The organism is Geofilum sp. OHC36d9 (genome assembly GCF_052400685.1).
In the GTDB taxonomy this organism is placed as follows: domain Bacteria; phylum Bacteroidota; class Bacteroidia; order Bacteroidales; family Marinilabiliaceae; genus CAZHHH01.
Window position 1 is genome coordinate 1 of the sequence record NZ_JBQTGJ010000010.1, and the last position, 25,223, is coordinate 25,223.

Genomic DNA, 25,223 nt, shown 5'->3' on the forward strand with positions numbered 1-25,223 from the left:
GGCTTGCGAAGTCATAAAAATCAAGGAGTTTACTTTTCGTAAATGACTGTTTTTATGACAAGCGTAACGAAGTAGTTAACTTTATATTTCAAACACAATTTTAGTAAACACGTAGTTGATTTCTTACAGCATAACACCTGTAGTGGAAAGGGAACCATCGGAAATCAACTCTTCATACAGCTAACTATGCTACAGATTAAGACTTTGGTGTTTAATCCTTTTCAGGAGAATACCTATTTATTATTTGACGAAACAAATGAATGTGCTATTGTAGATGCAGGGATGCTCTCCGATGCCGAAAACCAGCTGCTGGTTGATACCATTGATCAATTGGGGCTGAAGCCGGTGAAATTATTGCAAACTCATTTACATCTCGACCATGTTTTTGGAGCTCGTTTTGTGTCCGAAAAGTATGGGCTAAGTCCCATAGCACACGCGGCCGATGAATTTTTAATTGATCAAACCGTTGAAAGTGCCCGTCAGTTTGGGGTGGCCATTGCCGAAAATCCGCCAATGCTTTCGTCAACACTGGTTGATGGCGATATGGTAACCATTGGCAATTCTTCGCTGGAGGTGATTCATCTGCCGGGCCATTCACCCGGGGGAATCGGGTTTTATCAACCTCAGGAGAAGTTGCTTATTGCCGGTGATGTTTTATTTAATGGCAGTGTGGGGCGTAGTGATTTGCCCGGTGGTGATCACAGTGTTTTGATTAAAGTTATTCTGGATCGTTTGATGCAGATGCCCGATAATGTTGTTGTTTATCCTGGTCATGGACCGGTAACCACCATTGGACAAGAAAGAGAGTCTAATCCTTTTTTATGATATTTTAAATTTTTCCTTTATGAGTCTTAGTCCATTTGTTAGTCGTCATATCGGTCCGCGTCAGCAGGACGTCGATGACATGCTTCAAAAGATGGGGCTTAACGCCCTTGATGATTTGATTGATCAGACGGTGCCCGGATCTATCCGGTTGCCCGAGGTCGCGCGCGGAGGTCTTCAGGAGGGGTGGACGGAAGCGCAGTTTCTGGACGAAATACAACAACTGGCATCAAAAAATAAATTGTTTAAAACTTATATCGGCATGGGGTATTACGATACCATAACCCCGGCTGTTATTATTCGCAACGTATTGGAAAACCCGGTGTGGTATACTTCTTATACGCCATATCAGGCTGAGATTTCGCAGGGGCGATTGGAAGCGCTGTTAAATTATCAGACGGTGGTTTCTGATTTGACGGGACTGCCTGTTGCTAATGCTTCGCTACTCGATGAGGCCACTGCCGCTGCTGAGGCTATGCTGATGATGTTTAATACCCGTAGTCGTGAACAGCAAAAATCGGGCGTTACAACTTTTTTGGTGGATAAAAATGTGTGGCCGCAAACGCGTGCTGTTATTGAAACACGTGCTTCAGGTCGCGGAATTGAAGTGATTGATTTTGATTATAAAGAAGGCGTTGTGCCAGATGTTCCTTTTTTTGGTTTGATTCTTCAATATCCCGATGCCTCCGGCCATGTGTCTGATTATCGCCAGCTGGTTGAACAGTGTCATGAGGCCGGCGCCAAAGTGGGGGTGGCCACCGATTTAATGGCTCTTACACTGTTGGTTCCTCCGGGTGAGTGGAACGTAGATATGGCATTTGGTTCGTCGCAAAGGTTTGGTGTTCCCATGGCTTATGGCGGACCGCATGCGGCCTTTTTTGCAACCCGTGAGGCGTTTAAACGTTCAATGCCCGGTCGTATCATTGGCGTGACTAAAGATGTGAACGGGCATCGCGCCTTGCGTATGGCATTACAGACGCGTGAGCAACATATAAAACGCGAAAAAGCAACATCAAATATTTGTACTGCGCAGGCTTTGCTGGCTACCATGGCGGGTTTTTATGCCGTTTATCATGGCCCTGACGGATTGCGAAATATTGCCAATCAGATTCACTCTTTAACAGTTGCTCTTTTTAATGGTCTTAAATCTTTGGGGCTGTCGCCTGTTAGCGAAACTTTTTTTGATACCATACGATTCCGTTTGCCGGATAATCTACCCACCGAACAGCTGCGTCGCGAAGCTTTGAAACGTGAGATCAACTTATTGTACTCCGATTGTTTTGAGTTTGGAGTGAGTCTCGATGAAACAAAATCGTTACGCGATGTGGAAGATATTGTTGATTTGGTGGCCGATTGTATGAAAAAATCGGCACCTGCTGTTGAGATAACTCCGGTGCCGGCCATCCCTTCTTCCCTTCTTCGCTCTGTTGATTATTTGTCGCAGGATGTTTTTCATAAGTACCACTCCGAAACGGAGATGATGCGTTATATCAAGCGACTGGAGCGGAAGGATGTCTCTTTGGCACACAGTATGATTAGTTTGGGATCATGCACAATGAAGCTGAATGCGGCTGTTGAGATGTTCCCGATAACATTTCCCGGTTTTGCACGGCTGCACCCATTTGTTCCTGTTGACCAGGCCGAAGGGTATCATTTAATGATGGCGGCATTGAGAGAGGATTTGGCTGCAATAACCGACTTGCCGGGCGTTACACTACAGCCAAATTCTGGGGCTGCCGGTGAATATACCGGTTTGATGATTATTCGTGCCTGGCATGAGAGTCGTGGAGAGCGACATCGTAATGTGGTGCTTATTCCTTCTTCGGCACATGGTACCAACCCGGCCAGCGGTATCATGGCAGGCTTTAAGGTCGTGGTGGTTCAGTGCGATGATAATGGTAATATCGATGTGGCTGATCTGAGTGATAAAGCAGAAATGTATAGTGACAATCTGGCCTGTTTGATGGTGACTTATCCTTCCACACATGGCGTGTTTGAGGCTTCTATCCGCGATATGTGTGAAATTATTCATCGTAATGGCGGACAGGTATATATGGATGGGGCCAATATGAATGCGCAGGTGGGATTAACCAGCCCCGGACATATTGGCGCCGATGTTTGTCATCTTAATCTCCATAAAACATTTGCCATTCCACATGGTGGTGGTGGCCCTGGTGTTGGTCCGGTATGCGTGGCTCCGCATCTGGTTGATTTTTTGCCCGGACATCCAGTCTCCGATAACCGACGACAACCTGTTCTTGCCGTTTCGGCGGCTGCCTGGGGTAGCGCCGGCGTGTTGCCTATCACCTATGGTTATATTAAGATGATGGGTTGGGAGGGGTTAACAATGGCTTCAAAAATTGCCATTTTAAATGCCAATTATATGGCACATGAGTTACGCGAAGGTTATGGTATTCTTTACAACGGCGAAAATGGCCGTGTTGCGCACGAGTTAATTCTTGAATGTCGGCATTTAAAGCAATTATCGGGGATCACCGAAACGGATATTGCCAAACGACTCATGGATTATGGCTTTCATGCGCCAACGTTATCTTTTCCGGTACATGGAACCTTGATGATTGAGCCGACCGAGAGTGAGTCCAAAGCCGAAATGGATCGTTTTATTGAAGCAATGCGTACTATTCTGTCCGAGATTAAGGAGGTTGAAAATGGCGTAGCCGACCGCGACGATAATGTGTTGAAAAATGCGCCACATCCCGATTATGTTGTGGTTGCGGATGTTTGGACGCACCCCTATGGCAGAGAAAAAGCTGCGTTTCCTTTACAATGGGTGCGCGACAATAAATTCTGGCCGGCCGTAGCGCGTATTGATGATGCTTTTGGCGACCGAAATCTGGTCTGTACCTGTGGTGGCTCTATATAATAATTTGGTGAAGATTATTGAATAGCCTATGATGTTTCACAGAAATTATTTGGTGTCAGCAAGAAAATTTATGTGTTTGTTTATAAAATAAAAAGGTTGAGATAAGGAGTTGAACTTCTTATCTCAATTTTTTTTGTGCCGTCTTAATTAAAACAGGTTCATAAAGCCGGGACTTTATAGTCTGACTCTAATTAATGAATAGCGCATTAATTTCAGTCGCAGTTTTTTGGTTGCATTCAAAAGCCAGACTTTTATGATTGATCAGGTCAACAATAGTTCCTATGAAACATAACCCTGCCGTGAAAAAGTATAATATACCCATTCCTATTTGGTTGACCAGAAAACGATGAACGCCCGATACGCCCAGGAAGCCAATAAGGGCTGTCAGTAAAATGGTTTGTGGGTCTTTACGACGGGTCCGGTAAATACTGATGAAGTTTTTGATCTCATCCTCATTTCTGCCTTTTAGTAAATTGCTGATGAATTGGGCTTCGTCCAATTCAATTTCCGGCATGAGCTTTAAGATTTCTTGCATGATTGTTGATTTTAGATTGTTTGAGTTTTCGTTGTGTGGTAAATATATTGATAATTCTATAAATGAGTATTATAACCGCAGGTATTCCTAACGGATGAGCTTTGAAAGACGCACTGAAATTTGCTCTGAAAAGCCACATGATGGAATGCCCCAGCCCACATCCCGGACAGAAATCCCATCCCAGATTTTTAATGGGGCAGAGAGAGAAATGACTCTCTCCTGTTGGATTTGTGAAGGCCAATGCTATAAGTGCAGCGATCCAAATCCAGGCTTCCCAAAATGCGGGTTTAAGCCAATACCTAATTTTATCTTTTTTCACAGGGTAATAATTTATTCGTTCTGGCTCTTTTTATAAGTCCTTTTGAATGTTTCGCTTTTGCCCTTTATTTCAAGCTGAAAATTATTTAGTGACTGTACGAATATCTCCTTTTTTGCGTCTTTGAGAAGAAATTGTCAAAGACAAGGTTTGTCATCTTTTCTCAGTGAAGGTCACTTTATCCTTATCTGCATTGAAGGTTTCTTCTACGGTCCTTCGTGCAGGATGGGTTTTATGGTTGTTATCGGGTTAATATTGCTGTTTATTAGCCATTGGTTTACGACCGTCGCATACGCCGTCGCATTTTGTCTATAGCCGGTTATAGCCGGTTTGGTGAGCTCCAGACAGGGATGCCATCCAGCACATGATATATCAATCGATTCAGGTATATTTAATTGCGTTGAATTAATTAGGGTGATTAGTTGGCGGGCAAGATGGACCGATGATAGCATGATGGCGTTTATTTTTTTTTCAAGGAGTTTTTCAACGGCATCTGTCAGTGAATCAGCATCATTTATCTCTGTAAAATAATCGGCTGTTATATCAAACCGTTCCAGGTAATTTAGCTGATAAGTCGTTTTAATACTGTTGTGTGCATCGGGTTCGTTTATGAAGCCAATTGCCTTGTGGTGTCGGCGAATGTGATGCTGCAATAATAAATTGACGCCATATTCATAGTCGGGCCGAAGCGAAGGTAGCTGATAGTCGTATTGTGGATTTACCAACAGGATAGGCGCCCTGGTCAATGCCTTGGCTAAGATGTCTTCTGAATTGGCCGGATCCACTATCACCAACGCATCGGTATGGCGATCGGTTAAATCGAATATAATGCCGGTTTCTTTTTCTTTATTGTGGTGAGTAAAGGCCGTTATTACGTTGTAATTGTTGGTATTACACTGGTCGGCAATATTTTCAGTTAGTTCAGAAGTAAACGGGTCGGTTAGGTCGGGCGCAATGAGCCCGATGGTCATTGTTTTGCCGGTGTTAAACACCTGCGATAAAAAGCTGGGACGGTAATCCAATTCGTTGGCGATTCGGAGTATTTTTTCCTGGGTATTTTTGTTGATCTTATGCGTGTCGCCTTTGCCGTTGAGGACAAAGGAGGCTGTTGTTTTTGATACGCCTGCTGCCTGTGCTATTGTTTTTAAAGATGCTTTTGTCATACTAAACCGGTTAAGTCACTACAAACATAGTGCTTTCTGCAATGGTTGTCAACGACAATGCCTAAAAAAACGATTTTGTTTTTAGGCAAAAAAAAACGCCGGCTTGTGACCGGCGTTTTTTCTAATTCGAGGAGTTATTATTTTTGAACTTTTACATCAATTTCAATGGTGCTTGAACCACCTGTTCCAGAAACAGATACCACTTTGAAGAGTCCTTTTTTCCCTGCAGCTGTAGTAAAGGCAGCTACATCGTTTACTTCAAGTCCGGCTACGGCTGAACTGGTTACGTTTTCTTCTTCTGAAATGACTGCATCATCTTCCATGGCATCAAATTCAGAAGCTGAGACTGTTGACATCGCAAATTTTGTGCTGTTTTTTGTTGCCCATGTTGACAGCCCATAAGTAGCATTGGTATAAGTAGCTATCGCACCTTCGTCATTAGGTGCAGCAATGGTGGCATTTTTTGTTGTTCCATAATAATAAACAAAATCAATAATGCTTGAATTTGTTTTGGCTTCATCTTGTTTGTATACGAGGCCGGTGGTGGTAGCAAAAAAGCTGCCGGGCGTAGCCTCATAACTACCAAGAAGTTTTGCGGTATAAGTGTCTATTTCACCTGCTGCGGCAATTACTTCTACCGTGTAACTCTTGGTCTCTACGTTGCCTTTTTTATCAGTAACTTCTATGCTGAGGTATGTGGTTCCTACCTCTGCAGTATTGTAAGAAAAAGTGCCTGAGTAAGTAAGCTTGCCAAGATCGTCTTCAGATACAGAAACAATCGTTTCATTGTTCTTAATAAGTTTAATGGTTTCGATTTTGTTATCGCTTACAACATTAAAATTGAATGTTAATGTTGTACCAACGGTTACTTCTGCCGGAATGCTTCCATCAACCGCTATGCTAATGCTAGCTTCATCTTCTTCACAAGCCGTAAAGCTTACTCCCATCAAGATGGCTACAGCCATCATAGCAAAAAATTTCATTTTTTTCATGTGCAAAAAATTAGTAATTAAGATTTAAAATTTAATGATTATTCTTAGTAACTGTTTAGTTCAAAAAGGGTGTTCAATATTTGTGCCTTTTTTACATCCATAACGGAGGCAAAGTTATAATAAAACAAAGTTTTTAGCGAGATGTTTTGGTTAATGATAAATAAATAAAATCATATCGCATTTTTACAGCCCATTCTGCGATGTCTGTTGGTTAAGATAAACGAAGCCTTATTATCTGCTACCGACGACATTTTCGGACAGGGTCTCACGCTGTTTTGGACATTAGAGTAAGGGAGGCTGGAAAGTCTAAAATTTAAGGCTTACGAGGCCTGAGAAAGATGAGTTTACTGATGTAAATGACTATTTTGAGAGCAGGCACAACGCCGAAATTGAGCTTTATAAACAGACTTCAATTAGGTTAATACTTGTTTATGTTTAGTTTATGTGACCTTAGTTGCCGTTTTAAAGTTGTTAGGAATGAATTTCTATTGAACGTTTGTGTTATTTTGTTAATAAGCTATTGCTTTGGATTATTTATTTTGTAACGTAAACGTTAACTTACACTTTCATCCTAATAATTAAGATGTTTATCAACATATTTTTTCCGTTCGTCATAAATTTTGTATATCTTCATCTCTGTTTAATTAAGATGATTAAATTCGCAATTAACAAGTTTTTACAGAATGAAACGATCAGGTTTGAGAAGTGCTAACAATTGGCTTCATTCTAAACTGTCGTTCGGTCTGACTTTAGAAATTAAATAATACCGGGTAATTATATTTCCATACCACTAAAATTTTGATTTATGGGAAAGGTTTACACAAGTTTCGGGTTTATAAAATCTTTAAGGTTTGCTTTTATCTTTGTTGTATTGTTTTTGACAGGGATTTTCTCTGGAGATCTGTTGGCTCAGCAGGCAAGCAATGCAAAGCTTGTAAGTCTGAATAAGCGTATGGCGGTGATTGAGAAAAATCATCAGGCACATTTGAGTAAGTTGCAAGAGGCCGATTCGTTGATTGCTACTTCAAGTGTTTTGGCCGAACAGCTTAACGATGAAATTGTGAAAGTTACTGCTGAGATGGATGCCAAGTCCAAAAAATATAAGCAGCAGAAAAAGGCGTTGGCCAAAAAATCAAAAGAAGCAACGCCTGAAGAAATAACTCAGTTGCAGCTTTACGAACGCGAAATAGATAATCAGTATCGAGCTGACTTAAGGGCTTTTGACACCCAGATGAAAAAAATGCTGAGTGGTGTTGATAAAGCAGTTTATGCCACTAAAAAGGGTAAACAATACAAGATTCAAGCCGAATCCCGGCTAAAGGAAACAGCCACTCAGATGGCTGAGTTGCACTCTGAAATTGCAAAGTATTCGGCTCTGTCAGGCGATATGGCCGATAACAGGTAGTTTGTCATAATAAAAAAGGTTAAGAGGTAAGCGATTTACATGGTAGGCTGTGTAAATCGCTTTTTTTATTTTTAAGGACTAGTGTGTGTTAATTTTTATTAACATTTTTTATTTTTTTGAATTTTCGATGACCTTGCGATTTGTAATGGTTCGTTTCAATGGCTTTATTTGTGGGTTCAGACGAATTAAATATTGAGAAAGACGCAGGATTGATAATTTTGAGGATGGGTATGGCTATAGGGGAGACCTTTGCTTTAGTCCTTTTAATCATTAATTTTAAGCGAAATTTTTTATCATTCTTTTGACTAAATAATTGCAACTGTTTCAAAATATAAGCGTTATGCAAACAAAACTTCAGGAATTAACTGAAAAGATTTATAGTGAAGGCGTTGAAAAGGCGCAAAAGGAGGCTGAAGCTATTCTTAAGGCCGCAAATGAAAAGGCTCGAGCCATTGAAGAGGCGGCGCAGACAAAAGCTTCAGCTATTGTGGCCGAGGCCGAAGGGAAGGCCGATACGCTGAAACAGCACGTTGACTCTGAATTGAAGATGACCGTGAGCCAATCTGTTGCTGCATTAAAGCAGAACTTGGCGGAGGCTATAACGATGAAGGCGATTCAGCCTGCCGCTAAGCAACTTTTTTCCGATGTTGCTTTTCTTCAGTCAATTGTCGAAAAAGTTGTGAAGGGCTGGGCTTCAACTCAAACCATGGATTTGAAAGTGACGCTGTCAGAGAATGATCGCAAGGAGATGGAAGCATTTTTTAAAAATCAGTTGGCTGCTGAAATGAATAAAGGCCTTGAGCTTTCGTTTAGTGATGGCGTGAAATCGGGATTTAAAATAGGACCGGCCGATGGTAGCTATATGATTAGTTTTACCGATCAGGATTTTACGAATTTCTTTAAAGCCTATCTGCGTCCAAAAACCAGCGAACTTCTTTTTGGAGAGAATAAATGATACAACGAAATTACTATGCACTTGTGGCGGGTTTGCCGGATATTGTGCCCGACGAAAAGAAAACTATTTTTTCGTCGATACAATTTCGGGAAATGCTGCACGAACAGATTCACCAGTCTGATTACGAATTGGTGAAGTTGTTTTTTTTGCCTTTCGATCATCAGAATTTGCTTCATCTCCTTTTTCAGAAAGAGAAAGAATGGGATAAACGCGGCATTTTTTCTCAGGAGGAGTTAGATTTGTTACGTGATAAAAAATCGTATGAATCAGCCGATTTGACTGGTTATCCCGATTATATTGTGACATTTGCGGAGCAGTTTCATGGTGAAGAGTCGGTGGAGACTATTTTTGAGGCCGAACAAATGCTTGTCAATGGTTATTTTGAATATCTGTTGAAGCAAAATAATGCATTTGTACGTGAGGTGGCCAATTATAAAATGACGGTGGCTAATATCATGACGGCGCTGAACGGTCGTAAGCACAATTTATCTTTCGATGCCGCCTTAGTTGGTTCGGGAGATGTTGTAGCCGCTCTTAAGAAAAGTCGGGCGCGTGATTTTGGGCTCTCGGCTGAGGTGTCGGATATTGAGCAGCTGATACAAATTTTTGAAAATGAAAACCTGTTGGAGCGTGAGTTGAAAATGGATCAGCATCAATGGAATTTCCTTGATGATGCAACTTTTTTTAATTATTTCACCATCGAGAAGGTGTTGGCGTTCCTGCAAAAGTTGTTTATCGTTGAACGATGGATGACTTTAAATACAGAGACAGGTGAAAAGATGTTTAATCAATTACTGAAAGAGTATGAATCCGGCTTTCAGTTTCCTGAAGAATTTACGATAGCTTATGGAAAGAAATAAAAAGACCACAGGCAAAGTTGCCGGGATAGTGTCCAACCTGGTGACTGTTGAAGTGGACGGTCCGGTCGCGCAGAATGAAATTTGTTTTATTCTGTTCGGAAAGGAACGCTTGATGGCCGAGGTAATCAAGGTCAATGGTATTAACGCTTTTGTACAGGTGTTTGAAAGTACCCGTGGCCTTCGTGTTGGCACTCCGGTTGAATTTGAAGGACACCTGCTTGAGGTGACTTTAGGTCCTGGTATTTTGTCTCGTAATTATGATGGTTTGCAGAACGACCTGGATAAGATGGAAGGCGTTTTTCTGACCCGTGGCGAATATACCGACCCGCTAAACCGTATCCAGAAATGGGACTTTAAGCCGTTGGCTAAAGCCGGTGATTCGGTGACGGCTGGTAGTTGGCTGGGTGAGGTGAATGAGAACAGCATCCCTCACAAAATCATGGTGCCTTTTAAGATGGAAAAGCGTTATACCGTTAAATCGGTTGTGGCGGCTGGTCAATACACAGTGGATGAAACTATTGCTGTAGTGACTGATGGCGAGGGGCTTGAAATTCCCATAACCATGGTGCAGAAGTGGCCGGTTAAGATGGCCATTAAGGCTTTTAAGGAAAAACCACGTCCGTTTAAGTTACTCGAAACCGGCGTGCGGTGTATTGATACGCTGAACCCTATAACTGAAGGGGGAACAGGATTTATCCCCGGTCCCTTTGGTACCGGTAAAACAGTGTTGCAGCATGCTATCTCCAAACAGGCTGAAGCCGACGTGGTGATTATTGCAGCTTGTGGTGAACGTGCCAACGAGGTGGTCGAGATTTTTACAGAATTTCCTGAACTGGACGACCCTCGCACTGGTCGTAAATTGATTGAAAGAACAACGATTATTGCCAATACTTCCAATATGCCGGTGGCAGCCCGTGAGGCTTCAGTTTATACGGCTATGACGTTGGGCGAGTATTATCGTTCAATGGGATTAAAGGTGTTGCTGATGGCCGATTCCACTTCGCGGTGGGCGCAGGCGCTGCGTGAGATGTCAAACCGATTGGAGGAACTACCGGGACCCGATGCGTTTCCAATGGACCTGTCGGCTGTGATCTCTAATTTTTATTCACGGGCAGGGTTTGTTTATCTGCCCAATGGGGCTACCGGGTCAATTACTTTTATTGGTACGGTATCGCCTGCCGGAGGAAACCTGAAAGAGCCGGTGACCGAAAGTACCCGTAAGGCTGCCCGTTGTTTTTATGGGTTGTCGCAGGACAGAGCCGATAGCAAACGTTATCCCGCCATCGACCCCATCGACAGTTATTCTAAATATCTTGAATATCCCGAAGTACAGAAAAATTTAACGGAGAAAGTGGGCGATCAATGGTTGACCAATGTTTTGAAAGCCAAGGATATTTTGCTGCGTGGTAAAGAAGCAATGGAACAAATTAATATTCTGGGTGACGATGGCGTTCCAATGGCATTTCACGATAGATACTGGAAATCGGAATTGATTGACTTTGTGATTCTTCAGCAGGATGCTTTTGATGCCATTGATGCTTCTACGCCGCTGAAACGTCAGCAGTATATGCTTATGAAGGTGCTGGAAGTGACCGATGCCTCTTTTAATTATAGTAATTTTGAAGATGTTTCGGTATTTTTTAAGGAAGTGATTAATTTGTTCAAACAGATGAACTATTCGGAGTTCGAATCGGATACGTTTAAACAGCACGAGGCCAGTCTGAATCAGTTGCTGGATCAACGCAAAAATTAACCGAAATTCAACTCTTTAATAGTTATTAATCAAGAAAATGTAAACAATGGAAAGTCAGGCATTTCAAAAAATATATACCAAGCTGACCAATATAACCAAGGCAACGGTAACGTTAAAAGCCACCGAAGTCGGTTATGACGAGATGGCCACAGTGGCCGGTCGATTGGCTCAGGTGGTAAAAATTATGCGCGATGAAGTGACACTTCAGATTTTTTCAGGTACTGAAGGGGTTCCAACCAATGCAGAGGTGGTTTTTATGGGGCGTCCGCCTCAGCTTAAAGTCAGCGATGATTTGGGCGGGCGTTTTTTCAACGCCTATGGTGATCCCATTGATGGCGGCCCACAGGTTGAAGGCGAAATCCGCGACATTGGTAGTCCGTCGGTAAATCCGGTGCGACGCAAGCAACCGTCGCAACTAATTGCCACAGGTATTGCAGGTATCGACCTTAACAATAGTTTGGTGTCGGGTCAGAAGATTCCGTTTTTTGCCGATCCCGACCAGCCTTATAACCAGGTGATGGCCAATGTGGCTTTACGTGCTAAAGCCGATAAAATTATTTTGGGCGGAATGGGGTTGACCAACGACGATTATTTGTATTTCAGACAGGTGTTTGAAAATGCCGGGGCGCTGGATCGAATCGTCAGTTTTGTTAATACGACCGAAAATCCGCCTGTTGAACGTTTGTTGGTGCCCGATATGGCACTGACTGCGGCCGAATATTTTGCCGTAGATAAAAATGAGAATGTGTTGGTTTTGCTTACTGACATGACGCTGTTTGCCGATGCGCTGAGTATTGTGTCCAACCGTATGGACCAGATTCCGTCCAAAGACAGTATGCCCGGTTCATTGTATTCCGACCTGGCACGTATCTACGAAAAGGCGGTACAATTTCCTTCCGGCGGGTCCATCACTATTATTGCCGTAACAACCCTGTCGGGAGGCGATATTACCCATGCTATTCCTGATAACACCGGTTATATCACCGAAGGGCAGTTATTCCTGCGTCGTGACACAGAAATTGGGAAGGTAATTATTGACCCGTTCCGTTCATTGTCGCGTTTGAAGCAGTTGGTTATTGGTAAGCAAACACGTAAAGATCACCCACAGGTGATGAATGCGGCCATTCGTTTGTACGCTGATGCGGCCAATGCCCGTACCAAACTCGAAAATGGGTTTGATTTGTCGGGTTACGATGAACGTACCCTCGATTTTGCAAAGGAATATTCTAATCAATTGTTGGCTATCGACGTGAATGTGGATACCGATACCATGCTGAATATTTCATGGGATTTGTTGGGTAAATATTTCTCGAAGGCCGAAGCCGGCATCAAGCAGGAATTTGTAGAGAAATATTGGAAAGGGAAATAATTGAACCGGGCGAATGAAAGGTAAGAGGTTTTATCTTTTGTTCTCTTTATTGTTTCAAAATATCCCTTTAATCATCTAAATAAATGATTTTATAATGGCCGTTAAATTTCAATATAATAAAACCTCACTTCAAAGTCTCGATAAGCAGCTGAAGGTGCGGCGTCGAGCCTTGCCAACATTGAAGAATAAAGAGTCGGCGTTGCGTAGCGAAGTGAAACGGGCCAAAGATCATGCGGCATCTCTCGATAAAGAATTTATAGAAGAGATGGGCCGTTATGAGAATATGGTGCGTTTATGGGGTGAGTTTGACCAGTCCTTATTACGTGTGGTGGATGTGAAGCTATCGGTGAAGAAAATTGCCGGCGTGCTCACTCCGGTTCTTGATGAGGTACAATTCGAAATGGCGCCTTTTCATCTTTTTAGTAAACCATTATGGTTTGCAGATGGTATTGCTATTTTGAAAAAATTGGCCGAAGTTGCTATTAATCGTGAGGTGTACACACGTAAGATGGTGTTGCTTGATTATGCCCGGAAAAAAACGACACAAAAGGTGAATCTTTACGAAAAAGTTCAGATTCCGGGTTTCGAAGATGCCATGCGTAAAATTAAACGTTTTCTGGAGGACGAAGATAACTTGTCGAAGTCGGCTCAGAAAATTGTTAAAACTCGTCAGGAACAGGAGGTGGAATCATGATTGTACCAATGTTAAGATATTCTTTTTTGGTTTATCATGCCGATTACTCCAATTTTTTGAGTGATATCAAAGATTTGGGTGTGGTGCATGTGGCCCAGAAAGAGAAGGAGCCAACACCTGAGATGCAGGAGTTATTTCGGACTATTACCGATGTTGATCGGGTTATCCGTATGCTCGGGAAACGCAAAAGTCATCTTGAGACGGCGCCTGCGGTTGTTGAAGTACAGTCGGGTGTTGCCCTTCTGGATCATCTGAAACAACTGGAAGGTGAATTGGATAAGAATCAACAATTGTTGTCGCAGATTGAGAAAGATATGCGTCAGGTGGCCCCATGGGGTGACTTTTCGATGCAGTTGCTTGATAAACTGGCTGGGAATGGATTATCTTTTCGTTTTTTAATTTGTCCGGTACGTAAATTTGTCGATTCGTGGTTACAGGAATATCCCATTAGTGTTATAGGTGACGCTGCCGGTTATCGCTATTTTGTATATGTAATCAATGCGTCTGACGGTGTGAGCAAATCCATTGATTTACCCGGCGTGGATGAGGTGGCGGTGCCCAATAAGGCTTTGTCTCAATTGCAGGCCGAGGCCCATGAGGTAGAAGCCGAAATTGTTCGTATTGGTCATGAAATGGATGCTTTGGCCTGGTATGGATTGCCGGCCGTTGAGGCTTATTTGCTACAGCTTAAATCGTCGTTAGACGCTGCCAATGTGTTGCATCAAACAACGAATGAAGTTGAAGGCCGTGTGTCGCTGGTTGAAGGTTGGGTGCCACAGCCAAAAGCTGCTGAGTTGAACCAATATCTGGATGACAAACATATTCTGTCGGTAGCACGCAGGCCCGAAGAGGATGAAACAGTACCGGTCCTTTTGAAAAATAACCGTTTTAATAAGGTCTTCGAATTTATTGGCGATTTTTATGATATGCCGAATCATAAGGAGTTGGACCTGACGCCGTTTTTCGCGCCGTTTTATATGCTGTTTTTTGGTTTTTCATTGGGCGACGCCGGCTATGGTCTGGTTTTAATTCTGGCTGCTGCCTTAATGAGACGCAAAATGCCTAAAATGAAAAGTATTTTTACCCTGGCGATGTATCTTGGTTTGTCGACCGTGGTTTTTGGCGCACTAACCGGAACATTCTTTGGTATTAATTTGTTGGAGGCAGATATTCCGTGGCTTGAAAAAGCAAAGGCTTTTATGATTGATACCAATCAGTTGTTCTATCTCTCCCTTATTATGGGAGTCATTCAAATTATGTTTGGTATGGTCGTGAAGGTCGTGAATATAAGTATTTCGCGTGGCTTTAAGTATGCCTATAGTACCGTGGGATGGCTCATTCTCATTTTAGGTATGGGGGGCGTCTTTGGACTGAAATCGCTTGGTGCAGTGACTGAAGGCCTGGCATCATCAATAAATACAGGAATTTTGATCATTGCAGGGAGTCTTATTTTGCTGTTTAATAATCCCAAACGCAATGTGGTGATGAATTTCTTAACCGGTTTGTGGGATGTATATGGTATGCTCACGGGCTTATTGGGCGACCTTTTATCTTATATCAGGCTGTTTGCCCTTGGTGTGTCGAGTGCTATTTTGGGTTCTGTGTTTAACATGATGGCGATGAATATGAAGCCGGATAATGTGATTCTTGGGCCCATCGTCATGATTCTTATTTTATTGGTAGGGCACGGTATTACCATTTTTATGTCGAGTTTGGGTGCTTTTGTTCACCCTATTCGTTTAACCTTTGTGGAGTTCTACAAAAATGCTGGATTCACAGGCGGTGGCAAGCGTTATAAGCCTTTTGCCCGTGAGTCGGAAATCGTAAATAATTAAAAGTATAATAAACAACAATTAAAACAATTCGAAATGGAACCTATTGTATTTGCTTATCTGGGAATCGGTATCATGGTTGGTTTAGCCGGTATCGGTAGTGCTTTTGGCTGTTCTATGGCCGGTAATGCTTCTGTTGGCGCTATGAAAAAAAATTCTGACGCATTCGGTAATTATTTGATGCTGACAGCACTTCCCGGTAGTCAGGGGTTATATGGTTTTGCTGGTTATTTCTTGTTAAGTGGGTTTGGATTGCTTACCAACGATATTACCTGGCTGAAAGCTGCAGCAGTCTTCGGTGCCGGTTTGGCATTGGGTCTGGTTGCTATGTTGTCGGCCATCCGTCAGGGACAGGTTTGTGCCAATGGTATTGCAGCTGTTGGTTCTGGTTACGATGTGGCCGGAAAGACGCTTATCCTTGCTGTTTTCCCTGAATTATACGCCATTATTGCACTGGCTGCTACTTATCTGATTGGATCGGCTGTAGCCTAAACAATATCTGGACTATTCTCAACTCTCGATTAACCGGGGCATTCAAATTATTTGGATGTCCCGGTTTTTGTGTTGTATCGTTTTGGTATTGCGATATTTTTAAAATAAAATTATTCGGGATTGTTTTGTCAAGCACTTGTAAAACATTAACTTTCATTTGTTAATCGAAAAAGTGCGTTTTATGTCAGACCAATCAACACTTGATCGGATTTTTGATGAAGCGATGAGTTTGTTTGTTGAAGAGGGCTTTTCTGCCTCTATTAACAAATTGGTTCAACGTACAGGAATTGCAAAAGGAACTTTTTATCATTATTTTAAAAGCAAAGAAGAACTGATCCTGGCTCTTTATAAGCGTTTGATGTTTCAGATTGAACGCGAGTGTGTCCGGGATTATTCACAAGAGTCGGCTAAGGAATATTCGCAAAAGACGTTTGCGGCTATTGTGAAGTGGTTCATTTCTCATCCTGAGCGCTTTTATTATATCACAATTTTTGAAACCAGTCCTTATATTAAGAAAGTTATTGGTCGTGTTGAGGAAACCATGGCTGGCCCACGTAACAACATTATGCTTAAAGTCAGTTTGGGTTTAATGAAATCGTATCCGACCGATTTAATTGCGTTTTTTGATTTTTCTTTTACGCGAACGCTTGCGAATTATTTTTTAGCTTCTCCCAATCCCATAGTTTCGTTTAATAAAGAATTTGAAATGGCTTTTGGTCTCTATTGGAAGGGGGTGTCCGTTGAATAATTGCTTCTTTTTTTTGTTTGCCCCCCTTATTTTAATTGCTGTGTGGTAAATTTTACATAGAATTAACAATTTCTTTATGTTTTAATGTCGACCGTTTGGTCGGTTTTGTGCATTTTTGCATTGTGATATATCGTATTAGCAAGAATACTTAAGTGCTTGATCTGAAATATTTAGATTTAAGGCATGTGTAGTCCGAAATGAAGGAATTTTTTGGCGTAAATGATCATTTAAAATGTGAGCGTTGCGAAAAAAACCGTTTTTTCTAATCCTCATAGCTTTTTTTTATTTGGTTTTTTATTCTTATGCGGGTAAGATTAATGTAATTAAATGTGTTATACATATTCATTTAATAATAATTGCAGATGTTTGTTGTCAGACATGATAGATTTGGTACACTGAAAGACTTACTTTTTATCCTTATTATTTAAATTCGTTTAGTTATGAAAAACCTTATTGTTCTTGTTTTTTTGTTGTTTAGTCTTGTCACCTTTTCCCAGGTTACAACTTCCGGTATCAGTGGAAAGGTTGTAGGGAATGATAATGAGACGTTGCCCGGTGCTACCGTTGTCGCCGTGCATGTGCCATCGGGATCGCATTATGCGGTTGTAACCAATAGCGATGGTTATTACAATATTCAGGGTGCACGTCCCGGGGGGCCTTATGAAATTACGGTTTCCTTTGTAGGGTACAGTGCAGAAACTTATACTGACATAACGTTATTGTTGGGTCAGGTATTTGAACTTAATGTTACGTTGCAGGATGGATCTGTTGGTTTGTCTGAAGTTGTAGTCGTTGGTCGTAAGAATTCAAAGTTCAGTACTCAGAAAACGGGCGCGACGACTAATATTGGAAATGAAGAAATTACTTCCATGCCAACCATCAATCGCAGTATCTCTGATATTGCCCGTATTTCGCCTTATGCCAATGGGATGGGATTTGCCGGTGGTGATGGTCGTTCTTCTAATTTTACCGTTGACGGTGCTAATTTTAATAATAATTTCGGTTTAAGTTCCAGTCTTCCTGGTGGTGGCAATCCCATCTCGCTGGATGCCATTGAGGAAATTCAGGTTGTTATTGCACCTTTTGACGTACGGCAAACCAATTTTATAGGAGGTGGCGTTAATGCCATTACCAAATCAGGGACTAATACCTTTAAGGGATCGGCTTATACCTATTACAAAAATCAGGATTTGCGCGGAAATAAAATAGGTAGTTTTGATTTTGGCGAACGCGCTGACGAGTCAAGATCTATTTATGGTGCCTCCCTGGGTGGCCCTATTATTAAGAATAAACTGTTTTTCTTTAGTAACGTTGAGTATGAAAAGATTCCTCAGCAAGTTATTACCTGGAGGGCTTCTACGGATGGAATTACTGATAAGCAGACTATTTCGCGTGTCACCGAAGACGATTTACAAGCTGTTTCTGATTATTTGAAAAATAAGTATGATTATAATACCGGTTCGTTTTCTGATTTTCCTGCCGATGAAACGAATATTAAATTTTTGGGGCGCATTGACTGGAATATTAACAATGCCAATAAATTGAGTATTCGTTACAATTATACCAAAAATATGGCGTGGAATGGGCCCAACGGGAATTCTACCGATGGAGGATATCGCGATTACGGTAAAAATCGTGTTTCTGAACATTCGATGTCGTATGCCAATTCAATGTATTCGATGGATAATATTGTGAATTCGGCAACGGCCGAGTTACACAGTCGTATCAGTGATAAAACCTCCAACCAGTTGCTGTTTACCTATACCGATATTCAGGATATTCGTGGTTCTAATTCGTCGGAGTTTCCGTTTATCGATATAATGAGTGGTGATATCGCCACCGGTTCTGATGCTTTAGATCCATATATTTCTGCCGGTTATGAGCTTTTTACTTATAATAACGGAGTGAAAAATAGGGTCGTAACGGTCACCGATAATTTTACTTATTATATTGAATCGCATAAAATAACGGCCGGTGTGAGTTATGAGTTTCAGAATGCCCAGAATTCTTATATGCGTAGTGGAACAGGTTATTACAGGTATGCCAGTTTGAGTGATTTTTTGAGTGGTGCAACACCGGTTGATTTTGCGCTTACTTATGGCGCAAACGGCGTCTCAGATCCGGTCAATGAAGTAACTTTTTCGCAATTAGGAGCTTATGTGCAGGATGAGTGGAGTCCATCTCAAAATGTAAAATTAACTCTTGGTGTGCGTGCCGATTATTTAAGCTTTAAAGACGATTTGATGCGCAATCAAGCCATTTATGAGTTGGATTTTGACGGCAAGCATATTGATACAGGAACATGGCCCGATGCACGTGTTAATTTTTCGCCACGTGCGGGTATTACATGGGATGTGTTTAGTGATAAATCGTTTGTGGTTAGAGGTGGAACAGGTATTTTTACTGGTCGTTTACCTTTGGTCTTTTTTACAAATATGCCGTCTAACGCAGGGATGAACCAGCTATTGATGAAACTTCAAACGGTTTTTAACTCTGATGGGACAGTCAAAAGCCGTGATTCCCGTTTGGATTTGTTGAACGGCGACATGCTTACCGATGTTGATGAGATGATATCTACGTTGGGTTTTCAAACCGAGGTGACTCCCGAAGATGGAAGTGTGCCAAGCTCTGTGGCCGGCGTCGATCCTGATTTCAAGATGCCACAGGTGTGGAAGACATCTGCTGCTGTCGACTATCAGGTGCCTGTGACTTTCCCTTTGTCGGTTACGGCGGAGGGGGTTTTTACCAAAAATATTAATGCGGTAATGCAGCAAAATTATCTGGTAAAAAATCCAACCAGCACCTGGGAAACATTTTCAGGTGCTGATAATCGGTACATTTACCCAGACGATTATAAGGTTTTAGATGGTGTGAGAGATGCCTGTGTTTTGTCTAATACCAGTAAGGGGTACGGCTATACTATAAATTTGACGGTCAATGCAGAGCCTTTGCCCGGGTTGAATGGTATGGTTGCTTATACACATACCGAGATGAAGGAAGTTTCGGGAATGCCCGGTAGTTATGCCAACTCAGCCTGGAGCGGTGTGGAGTCGATAAATGGACCCAATACTGTCGGCACGCAACGTTCGCAATATGTTATTCCCGATAAGGTGATTGGCTCATTGTCGTATCGTTTGCCTTATGCCAATAATCACATGGCTTCAACAATCAGCCTTTTTTATTCTGGCTATACGCCCTATGGTAATTCGTTTACCTACAGTAACGATATGAATGGGGACGGAGTGAAGGCTGATTTGATTTATATCCCCAAGGAAAGAGGTGATATTCAATTTGTTTCAGCTGCCGATGAAGATGCTTTCTTTAAATTTATGGAACAGGACAATTACCTGAGTAAACATAAGGGTGAGTATGCCGAAGCCAATGCTGCACGTGCACCATGGGTAAATAAACTGGATTTGCGTTTCTTGCAGGATTTTTCTTTGAAAACAGGAGATCGTACCCATACCTTACAACTTAGTCTTGATATTCTGAATTTTGGGAATCTCCTGAACTCTGAATGGGGTGTCAATAAAAATATGGCATCGAGCAACTATGGCGCAATTTTGAAGTATGAAGGTAAAGACGCCGGTAATGTGCCGGTATTTTCAATGGTTCAAATTAAAGATGATGATGGGAATGATGTTTATCCAACTAAATCATATTCAAATTATTTGAATTATAGCCAGGTGTGGCAGTTGCAAATTGGTGCCAGATATATTTTCTAGTGCTTAGTGAGTTTGAGTTGTTTATAGACTGATTATTGAATTGTAAACGCGTCGCAAAACTATTTTTGCGACGCGTGTTTTTTTACAGGCTATCAATTATTTTATTGATTTTTACAGCTTCTTCCTGCATTTCCAATCGAACATAGCAGTTTCGAAGGTAAACCAACTGATTTTTATTGGTCGGATCTTTTTCGGTCAGTTTTTCCAAAATGTCTTTTGCCCTTTTGTAATCTACGGAGATTCGTTTTAGTTCTCTGCGTAGGTAGGCATAGGTCGTCGCATTTTTGTTTTTGTTGTATTTCGACATTTCAGATTGATACAGTTTCTCGGCTTTATTGAAATGATATTTTGCTTGCCAGAACAACGCCGGGGCATAATCAGGATATTTTTTCAGGAATTCCTGATGCTTAATGTACATGCTGTCTTTTTTACCTGTTGCTTCTAATGCTTCCAGATATGCATACTGTAATTCGGGCGTATCCTTGGTCTTTATTTCATCCCAAAGAATCAAAGCCCATTGATAGTTGCCTTTTTTAATATGACTGTTAAAAAGGCGTATTAATTCCTGATCTTCAAAGGAAGGAGTCGATTCAGTTGCCACAGTGTCGGTCGAAAGGCTTGCGGTACTATCTGCTTGTTGAGCATTGGTTGTGCTGAATATTGCGCTTCCCATTAGTGCCAGCGCAAAGCAAAAGTAATTGGTTTTCATGTGTAAATAATTTATTTGTGAAGGCTCGGAACAACCTTCTGCGTATTGATTGTTTGGTGTTGTTTGTTTTGTAAACACTTTGGGATGTGTTTATTATACATTATTTTTAAAATGTCCCATATAAGGCATACTCCGTGGTATTGCAAAATACCTGACTATAGATATAAAAGCCGTAACGATTGGTCTCTATTTTCCGGTTAAGTTGTACCACCGGATGGTTGCCATCTACGTTAAAATGTTGTTGTAATTTTTCGTCGGCTGTTATAGCTAGTATTTTTTGTTCACCACCTTTAACTTCTATCTGATAGCTTTTACGCAGGACATCGAACAACGATTTGTTTTCGAGGGTTCTTTGGGTAAATCTGGGTAGGTTAATGTTAGGGAGCATGGTGATGTCAAAAAATACCGGTTTTTGATTCATCATTCTCAGACGTTCAAAGTATATACAGCCCACTTCTTTCTCAGTCTGTGTCAGGGGAAAAGTAAAAGCTTCTTCCCATTTTCGGACTTCCGGAGCCATTGTTATTACAGTGGTTAAATTATCCTGGCCAACGGCCGAAGTTGTTCCTCGTAGTGACAAAATGCCAACACCTTTGGGAGCCCCTTTTACAATGCTTCCTTTGCCTTGCTGTTTACTGATGTATCCTTCATTTTGGAGCCGACCGAGGGCCTTTCTAATTGTTGGCCGGGTCACGTTATGGGTAATACTAAGGTCATTCTCGGAGGGTAATAAATCTCCTTCACGATAGATGCCTTTATTGATGTGATCTCTTAATATTTCATAAATCTGTTTGTGGGGTGGTAGGTTTTCTGGATTCTGCATGTTTAACTGTCTTGTTAATACTTGTTTTTTGTTGTTGTTTCGCAAAATTAGCAAAAATGTTTGAAACATGTATATGGAAGCTTCGAAAATCTTAATGACAAGGTTTATTCGAAATTCATAATAAATGTGAAATTATTTTATAAATTAACTTGTAATTACAAGTTCCTATCGCTATATTTGAAGTAAAATTTAAACAGGTATGGCTAAAGTTATAATTATGCCCAAACAAGGGCAGTCTGTTGAGAGTTGTATCATTACTGAGTTTTACAAGAAGAAAGGGGATTCTGTGTCAAAGGGTGATCTCCTTTTTGCTTACGAAACCGATAAAGCATCTTTTGAAGAAGAATCAACTGTTGACGGTGTTTTATTAGAAGTTTTCTTTTCTGAAGGAGATGAAGTTCCGGTTTTGACCAACGTTTGTGTTGTTGGAGCAGAGGGCGAATCTGTTGATGAGTTTCGTCCGGAAAACGGTGATGAATTGGTAGAGCTGAAGCCAGTCGATGTTGTGGAAGAGAGAACTAATACAGAGCTATCTGTCGATTCTCCGCCTTTTGAGGAAATAAAGGGTGACGCAATCGGCGTTTCTCCGCGAGCTCGCAATTTAGCTGGTAAAAAAGGAGTTAATGTGACTGATTTATCGGGTACTGGTCCACAAGGTCGGGTTATTGAACGTGATGTGGCAGGGGTGTTGGCTAATCAGAATAAGATGACACCATTGGCCAGACAGGTTGCTTCGGCTGAGAAGGCTGTGAATATTGCTGACGGAACAGGATTGGCAGGTACCGTTAGAGCGCAGGATGTGTTGGCTGTCAATCCGGTTTACGGAACTGATTTTGACGTGAAGCCAATTTCAAATATGCGTAAATTAATTGCCAAAGCGATGCGTTCTTCTTTGCAGAACTCGGCACAGTTGACTCATCATTTGGGGGCTGATGCCCGTCGTTTGCTGAAATTACGACAAAAAGTAAAAGCAGCTATCGATGCAGGCTCTCAAGCCAATATTACACTGAATGATATGATCTGTTTCGCCACCATTAAAGCTTTGAAGCAGTTTCCACAGGTAAATGCTCATTTTTTGGGTGATAGCATTAAGATTTTTAATAAGGTGCATTTTGGTTTGGCTGTGGATACGGATCGTGGCCTAATGGTTCCTGTGATTAAAAATGCCGATGATTTATCCATTCAGGGTCTGTCCAGCCAGTTTAAGGAAATTGCTGCTGCCTGTCGTAAGGGAAGTGTCAATCCTGAATTGCTGGCATCTGAAGCCGCGTCGTTCACGGTTTCTAACCTTGGTAATTATGGTGTGGAGATGTTTACTCCGGTTATAAATTTACCGCAGGTGGCTATTTTGGGAGTTAACACAATTGTTCCGCGACCAAAAGATCTGGGTGACGGGGTGTATGGTTTTGTCCCTTACCTGGGATTAAGTCTTACTTATGACCATCAGGCGCTTGACGGTGGCGAGGCAACTCGCTTTTTAAAACAAATTGCGATTGAGATTGAAACACTTGAATTTGAGTTGTAGTGTCTGATTAGAGTCTGTCCATAAACTAAGGGTTTGAAATATATAGTCCAAATTCAAGGCGTTTACTTTTCGTAAATGACTGTTTTTATGACAAGCGTAACGCAGAAGTTGACTTTATAGACAAACACTAATTAAAGGACGCGATTATTTTATTGATTGATACAGTTTTGGAGGGTAATGAGTGAGTGTTTTGTTTCTCGTTTTAAAAATAAATATTTATGTACGATTTAGCAATTATAGGTGGCGGTCCTGCAGGTTATGTCGCGGCCGAAAGGGCAGGTGCCAAGGGTCTGAAAGTGGTTCTTTTTGAAAGAAAGGATTTGGGTGGAGTCTGCCTCAATGAAGGGTGTATTCCCACTAAGACTTTGCTTTATAGCGCTAAGATATACGATAATGCCAAAGCTGGAGCTAAATATGGTGTTAATGCGGATAATTTGACCATCGATTTTTCCCGCATGATGGCGCGTAAGAATAAAGTTGTTAAAAAATTGGTGGGAGGCGTCGGTGCCAGTTTGAAGGCTTGTAACGTTGATGTTGTTCAAGCCTCGGCGGTTATTAAAGGGCGTTCTGCCGAAGGCGTTGAGCTGGCGGCAGATGGGAAAAAATATCTCACCCGCGATGTTTTGATTTGTACTGGATCAGAAGCGGTTGTGCCTCCTATTCCCGGGCTGAATGAAGCGGTTGACGTGGTTGTAACCAATCGTGAAATATTGCAATTGAAAGAGTTACCAAAATCATTGGTCGTTATTGGAGGTGGTGTTATCGGTATCGAATTTGCCAGTTTCTTTAGCAGCCTTGGGACGAAGGTTACCATTATTGAAATGCTTCCCGAAATTCTTACAGGGATGGATGCCCAAATGTCTGCCATGCTTCGTGGCATGTTGGAGAAGAAGGGTATTGTATTTTTTATGTCATCAAAAGTGACATCGGTTAAAGGACATGAGGTCTTTTTTGAAAATGAAGGGCGGGCGGCATCGGTAAAGGGCGATAAAATATTGGTGAGTGTTGGTCGTCGTCCTAACACGCAAGGTGTTGGTCTCGAAAGTATTGGGGTGGAGTTACATCGTGGCGGAATTAAAGTAGACGAACAAATGCGGACCAATATTCCTAACGTGTTTGCTGCCGGAGATGTAACCGGCTTCTCTTTGCTTGCGCATACCGCTAGTCGAGAAGGTGAAGTGGTGGTTAATAACCTATGTGGACGAAAAGACCTGATGCGTTATAATGCGATTCCTGGTGTTGTGTATACGAATCCAGAATTTTCGGGAGTCGGCTTAACTGAAGAGGCTGCTAAAGCGCAAAATGTATCGTATAAAGTGGCCACACTTCCAATGGCTTATGCCGGGCGTTTTGTAGCCGAAAATGAGGGTGGAACAGGGCTTTGTAAAGTTTTGGTGGGCGCCGAATATGAACAGGTGTTGGGTGTTCACATGTTAGGGAATCCTTCCAGCGAAATGATTTACGGTGCTGCTATGGCTATTGAGTCAGAAATGACACTCAAAGAGTTGCAGGAAGTTGTTTTTCCGCACCCTACTGTATCTGAAATTTTTAAAGAGACGGTATTTGCGTTTTGAAAATGACAGGCGATGACGTTGCATTTTTGATCAGCGTTTAAGTCTGG

The 25,223-nt window shown here is 41.8% G+C and carries 20 protein-coding genes; 14 read left to right on the top strand and 6 right to left on the bottom strand.

Annotation, left to right across the window (positions count from 1 at the left end):
* Positions 1-186: 186 nt before the first annotated feature.
* Both ACT3CD_RS11095 and gcvP read left to right on the top strand, forming a co-directional pair.
* On the top strand, positions 187-825 hold the full coding sequence (locus ACT3CD_RS11095) for an MBL fold metallo-hydrolase (RefSeq protein ID WP_444645695.1): 639 nt from the start codon (positions 187-189) through the stop codon (positions 823-825).
* Between the two features lie 19 nt (positions 826-844).
* A complete protein-coding gene (gene gcvP, locus ACT3CD_RS11100) occupies positions 845-3,706 on the top strand; it encodes an aminomethyl-transferring glycine dehydrogenase (RefSeq protein ID WP_444645696.1) in 2,862 nt (953 codons plus the stop codon).
* Between the two features lie 187 nt (positions 3,707-3,893).
* On the opposite strand, the gene ACT3CD_RS11105 is transcribed toward gcvP, so the two are convergent.
* The 4 genes from ACT3CD_RS11105 to ACT3CD_RS11120 form a co-directional block, all read right to left on the bottom strand.
* Positions 3,894-4,241 (bottom strand): TM2 domain-containing protein, encoded by a 348-nt coding sequence (locus tag ACT3CD_RS11105; protein WP_444645697.1) that lies wholly within the window; start codon positions 4,239-4,241, stop codon positions 3,894-3,896.
* Positions 4,207-4,560, bottom strand: a complete 354-nt coding sequence (locus tag ACT3CD_RS11110; protein ID WP_444645698.1) for a DUF2752 domain-containing protein — start codon at positions 4,558-4,560, stop codon at positions 4,207-4,209. The genes ACT3CD_RS11105 and ACT3CD_RS11110 overlap by 35 nt, the downstream gene beginning before the upstream one ends.
* Positions 4,561-4,763: 203 nt before the next feature.
* Positions 4,764-5,720: a LacI family DNA-binding transcriptional regulator gene (locus tag ACT3CD_RS11115; RefSeq protein ID WP_444645699.1), complete on the bottom strand. Its 957-nt coding sequence runs from the start codon at positions 5,718-5,720 to the stop codon at positions 4,764-4,766.
* A gap of 137 nt (positions 5,721-5,857) precedes the next feature.
* On the bottom strand, positions 5,858-6,712 hold the full coding sequence (locus tag ACT3CD_RS11120; RefSeq protein WP_444645700.1) for a hypothetical protein: 855 nt from the start codon (positions 6,710-6,712) through the stop codon (positions 5,858-5,860).
* A gap of 805 nt (positions 6,713-7,517) precedes the next feature.
* Here ACT3CD_RS11120 and ACT3CD_RS11125 point away from each other — a divergent pair.
* The 10 genes from ACT3CD_RS11125 (at position 7,518) to ACT3CD_RS11170 (ending at position 20,545) form a co-directional block, all read left to right on the top strand.
* Complete coding sequence (locus ACT3CD_RS11125; RefSeq protein WP_444645701.1) at positions 7,518-8,117, top strand: hypothetical protein; 600 nt, start codon at positions 7,518-7,520, stop codon at positions 8,115-8,117.
* A 340-nt stretch (positions 8,118-8,457) separates the two neighbouring features.
* Positions 8,458-9,072, top strand: a complete 615-nt coding sequence (locus tag ACT3CD_RS11130) for a V-type ATP synthase subunit E (RefSeq protein ID WP_444645702.1) — start codon at positions 8,458-8,460, stop codon at positions 9,070-9,072.
* Positions 9,069-9,932 (top strand): DUF2764 family protein, encoded by an 864-nt coding sequence (locus ACT3CD_RS11135; protein WP_444645703.1) that lies wholly within the window; start codon positions 9,069-9,071, stop codon positions 9,930-9,932. The genes ACT3CD_RS11130 and ACT3CD_RS11135 overlap by 4 nt, the downstream gene beginning before the upstream one ends.
* Positions 9,919-11,685, top strand: a complete 1,767-nt coding sequence (locus tag ACT3CD_RS11140) for a V-type ATP synthase subunit A (RefSeq protein ID WP_444645704.1) — start codon at positions 9,919-9,921, stop codon at positions 11,683-11,685. Before ACT3CD_RS11135 ends, ACT3CD_RS11140 begins: the two co-directional genes overlap by 14 nt.
* Positions 11,686-11,731: 46 nt before the next feature.
* A complete protein-coding gene (locus tag ACT3CD_RS11145; protein ID WP_444645705.1) occupies positions 11,732-13,054 on the top strand; it encodes a V-type ATP synthase subunit B in 1,323 nt (440 codons plus the stop codon).
* A 94-nt stretch (positions 13,055-13,148) separates the two neighbouring features.
* A complete protein-coding gene (locus tag ACT3CD_RS11150; protein WP_444645706.1) occupies positions 13,149-13,748 on the top strand; it encodes a V-type ATP synthase subunit D in 600 nt (199 codons plus the stop codon).
* Positions 13,749-13,756: 8 nt separating this feature from the next.
* Positions 13,757-15,583 carry a V-type ATP synthase subunit I gene (locus ACT3CD_RS11155; protein WP_444645707.1) on the top strand — a complete coding sequence of 609 codons (1,827 nt, stop codon included), beginning with the start codon at positions 13,757-13,759 and terminating at the stop codon, positions 15,581-15,583.
* 33 nt (positions 15,584-15,616) lie between these two features.
* Positions 15,617-16,072 carry a V-type ATP synthase subunit K gene (locus ACT3CD_RS11160; RefSeq protein ID WP_444645708.1) on the top strand — a complete coding sequence of 152 codons (456 nt, stop codon included), beginning with the start codon at positions 15,617-15,619 and terminating at the stop codon, positions 16,070-16,072.
* 181 nt (positions 16,073-16,253) lie between these two features.
* Entirely contained in the window at positions 16,254-16,820 is a 567-nt protein-coding gene (locus ACT3CD_RS11165) for a TetR/AcrR family transcriptional regulator (protein ID WP_444645709.1), read from the top strand.
* A gap of 440 nt (positions 16,821-17,260) precedes the next feature.
* Positions 17,261-20,545, top strand: a complete 3,285-nt coding sequence (locus tag ACT3CD_RS11170; protein WP_444645710.1) for a TonB-dependent receptor — start codon at positions 17,261-17,263, stop codon at positions 20,543-20,545.
* Positions 20,546-20,627: 82 nt separating this feature from the next.
* Here the strand turns inward: ACT3CD_RS11170 and ACT3CD_RS11175 are convergent, their stop codons facing one another.
* Together ACT3CD_RS11175 and ACT3CD_RS11180 are read right to left on the bottom strand one after the other, a co-directional pair.
* On the bottom strand, positions 20,628-21,254 hold the full coding sequence (locus ACT3CD_RS11175) for a tetratricopeptide repeat protein (RefSeq protein ID WP_444645711.1): 627 nt from the start codon (positions 21,252-21,254) through the stop codon (positions 20,628-20,630).
* Positions 21,255-21,360: 106 nt separating this feature from the next.
* Positions 21,361-22,077 (bottom strand): GntR family transcriptional regulator, encoded by a 717-nt coding sequence (locus ACT3CD_RS11180; RefSeq protein WP_444645712.1) that lies wholly within the window; start codon positions 22,075-22,077, stop codon positions 21,361-21,363.
* Between the two features lie 199 nt (positions 22,078-22,276).
* Between ACT3CD_RS11180 and ACT3CD_RS11185 the strand changes: the two genes are divergently transcribed.
* Together ACT3CD_RS11185 and lpdA are read left to right on the top strand one after the other, a co-directional pair.
* On the top strand, positions 22,277-23,602 hold the full coding sequence (locus ACT3CD_RS11185) for a dihydrolipoamide acetyltransferase family protein (RefSeq protein ID WP_444645713.1): 1,326 nt from the start codon (positions 22,277-22,279) through the stop codon (positions 23,600-23,602).
* Between the two features lie 218 nt (positions 23,603-23,820).
* A complete protein-coding gene (gene lpdA / locus ACT3CD_RS11190; RefSeq protein WP_444645714.1) occupies positions 23,821-25,176 on the top strand; it encodes a dihydrolipoyl dehydrogenase in 1,356 nt (451 codons plus the stop codon).
* Positions 25,177-25,223 lie beyond the last annotated feature (47 nt).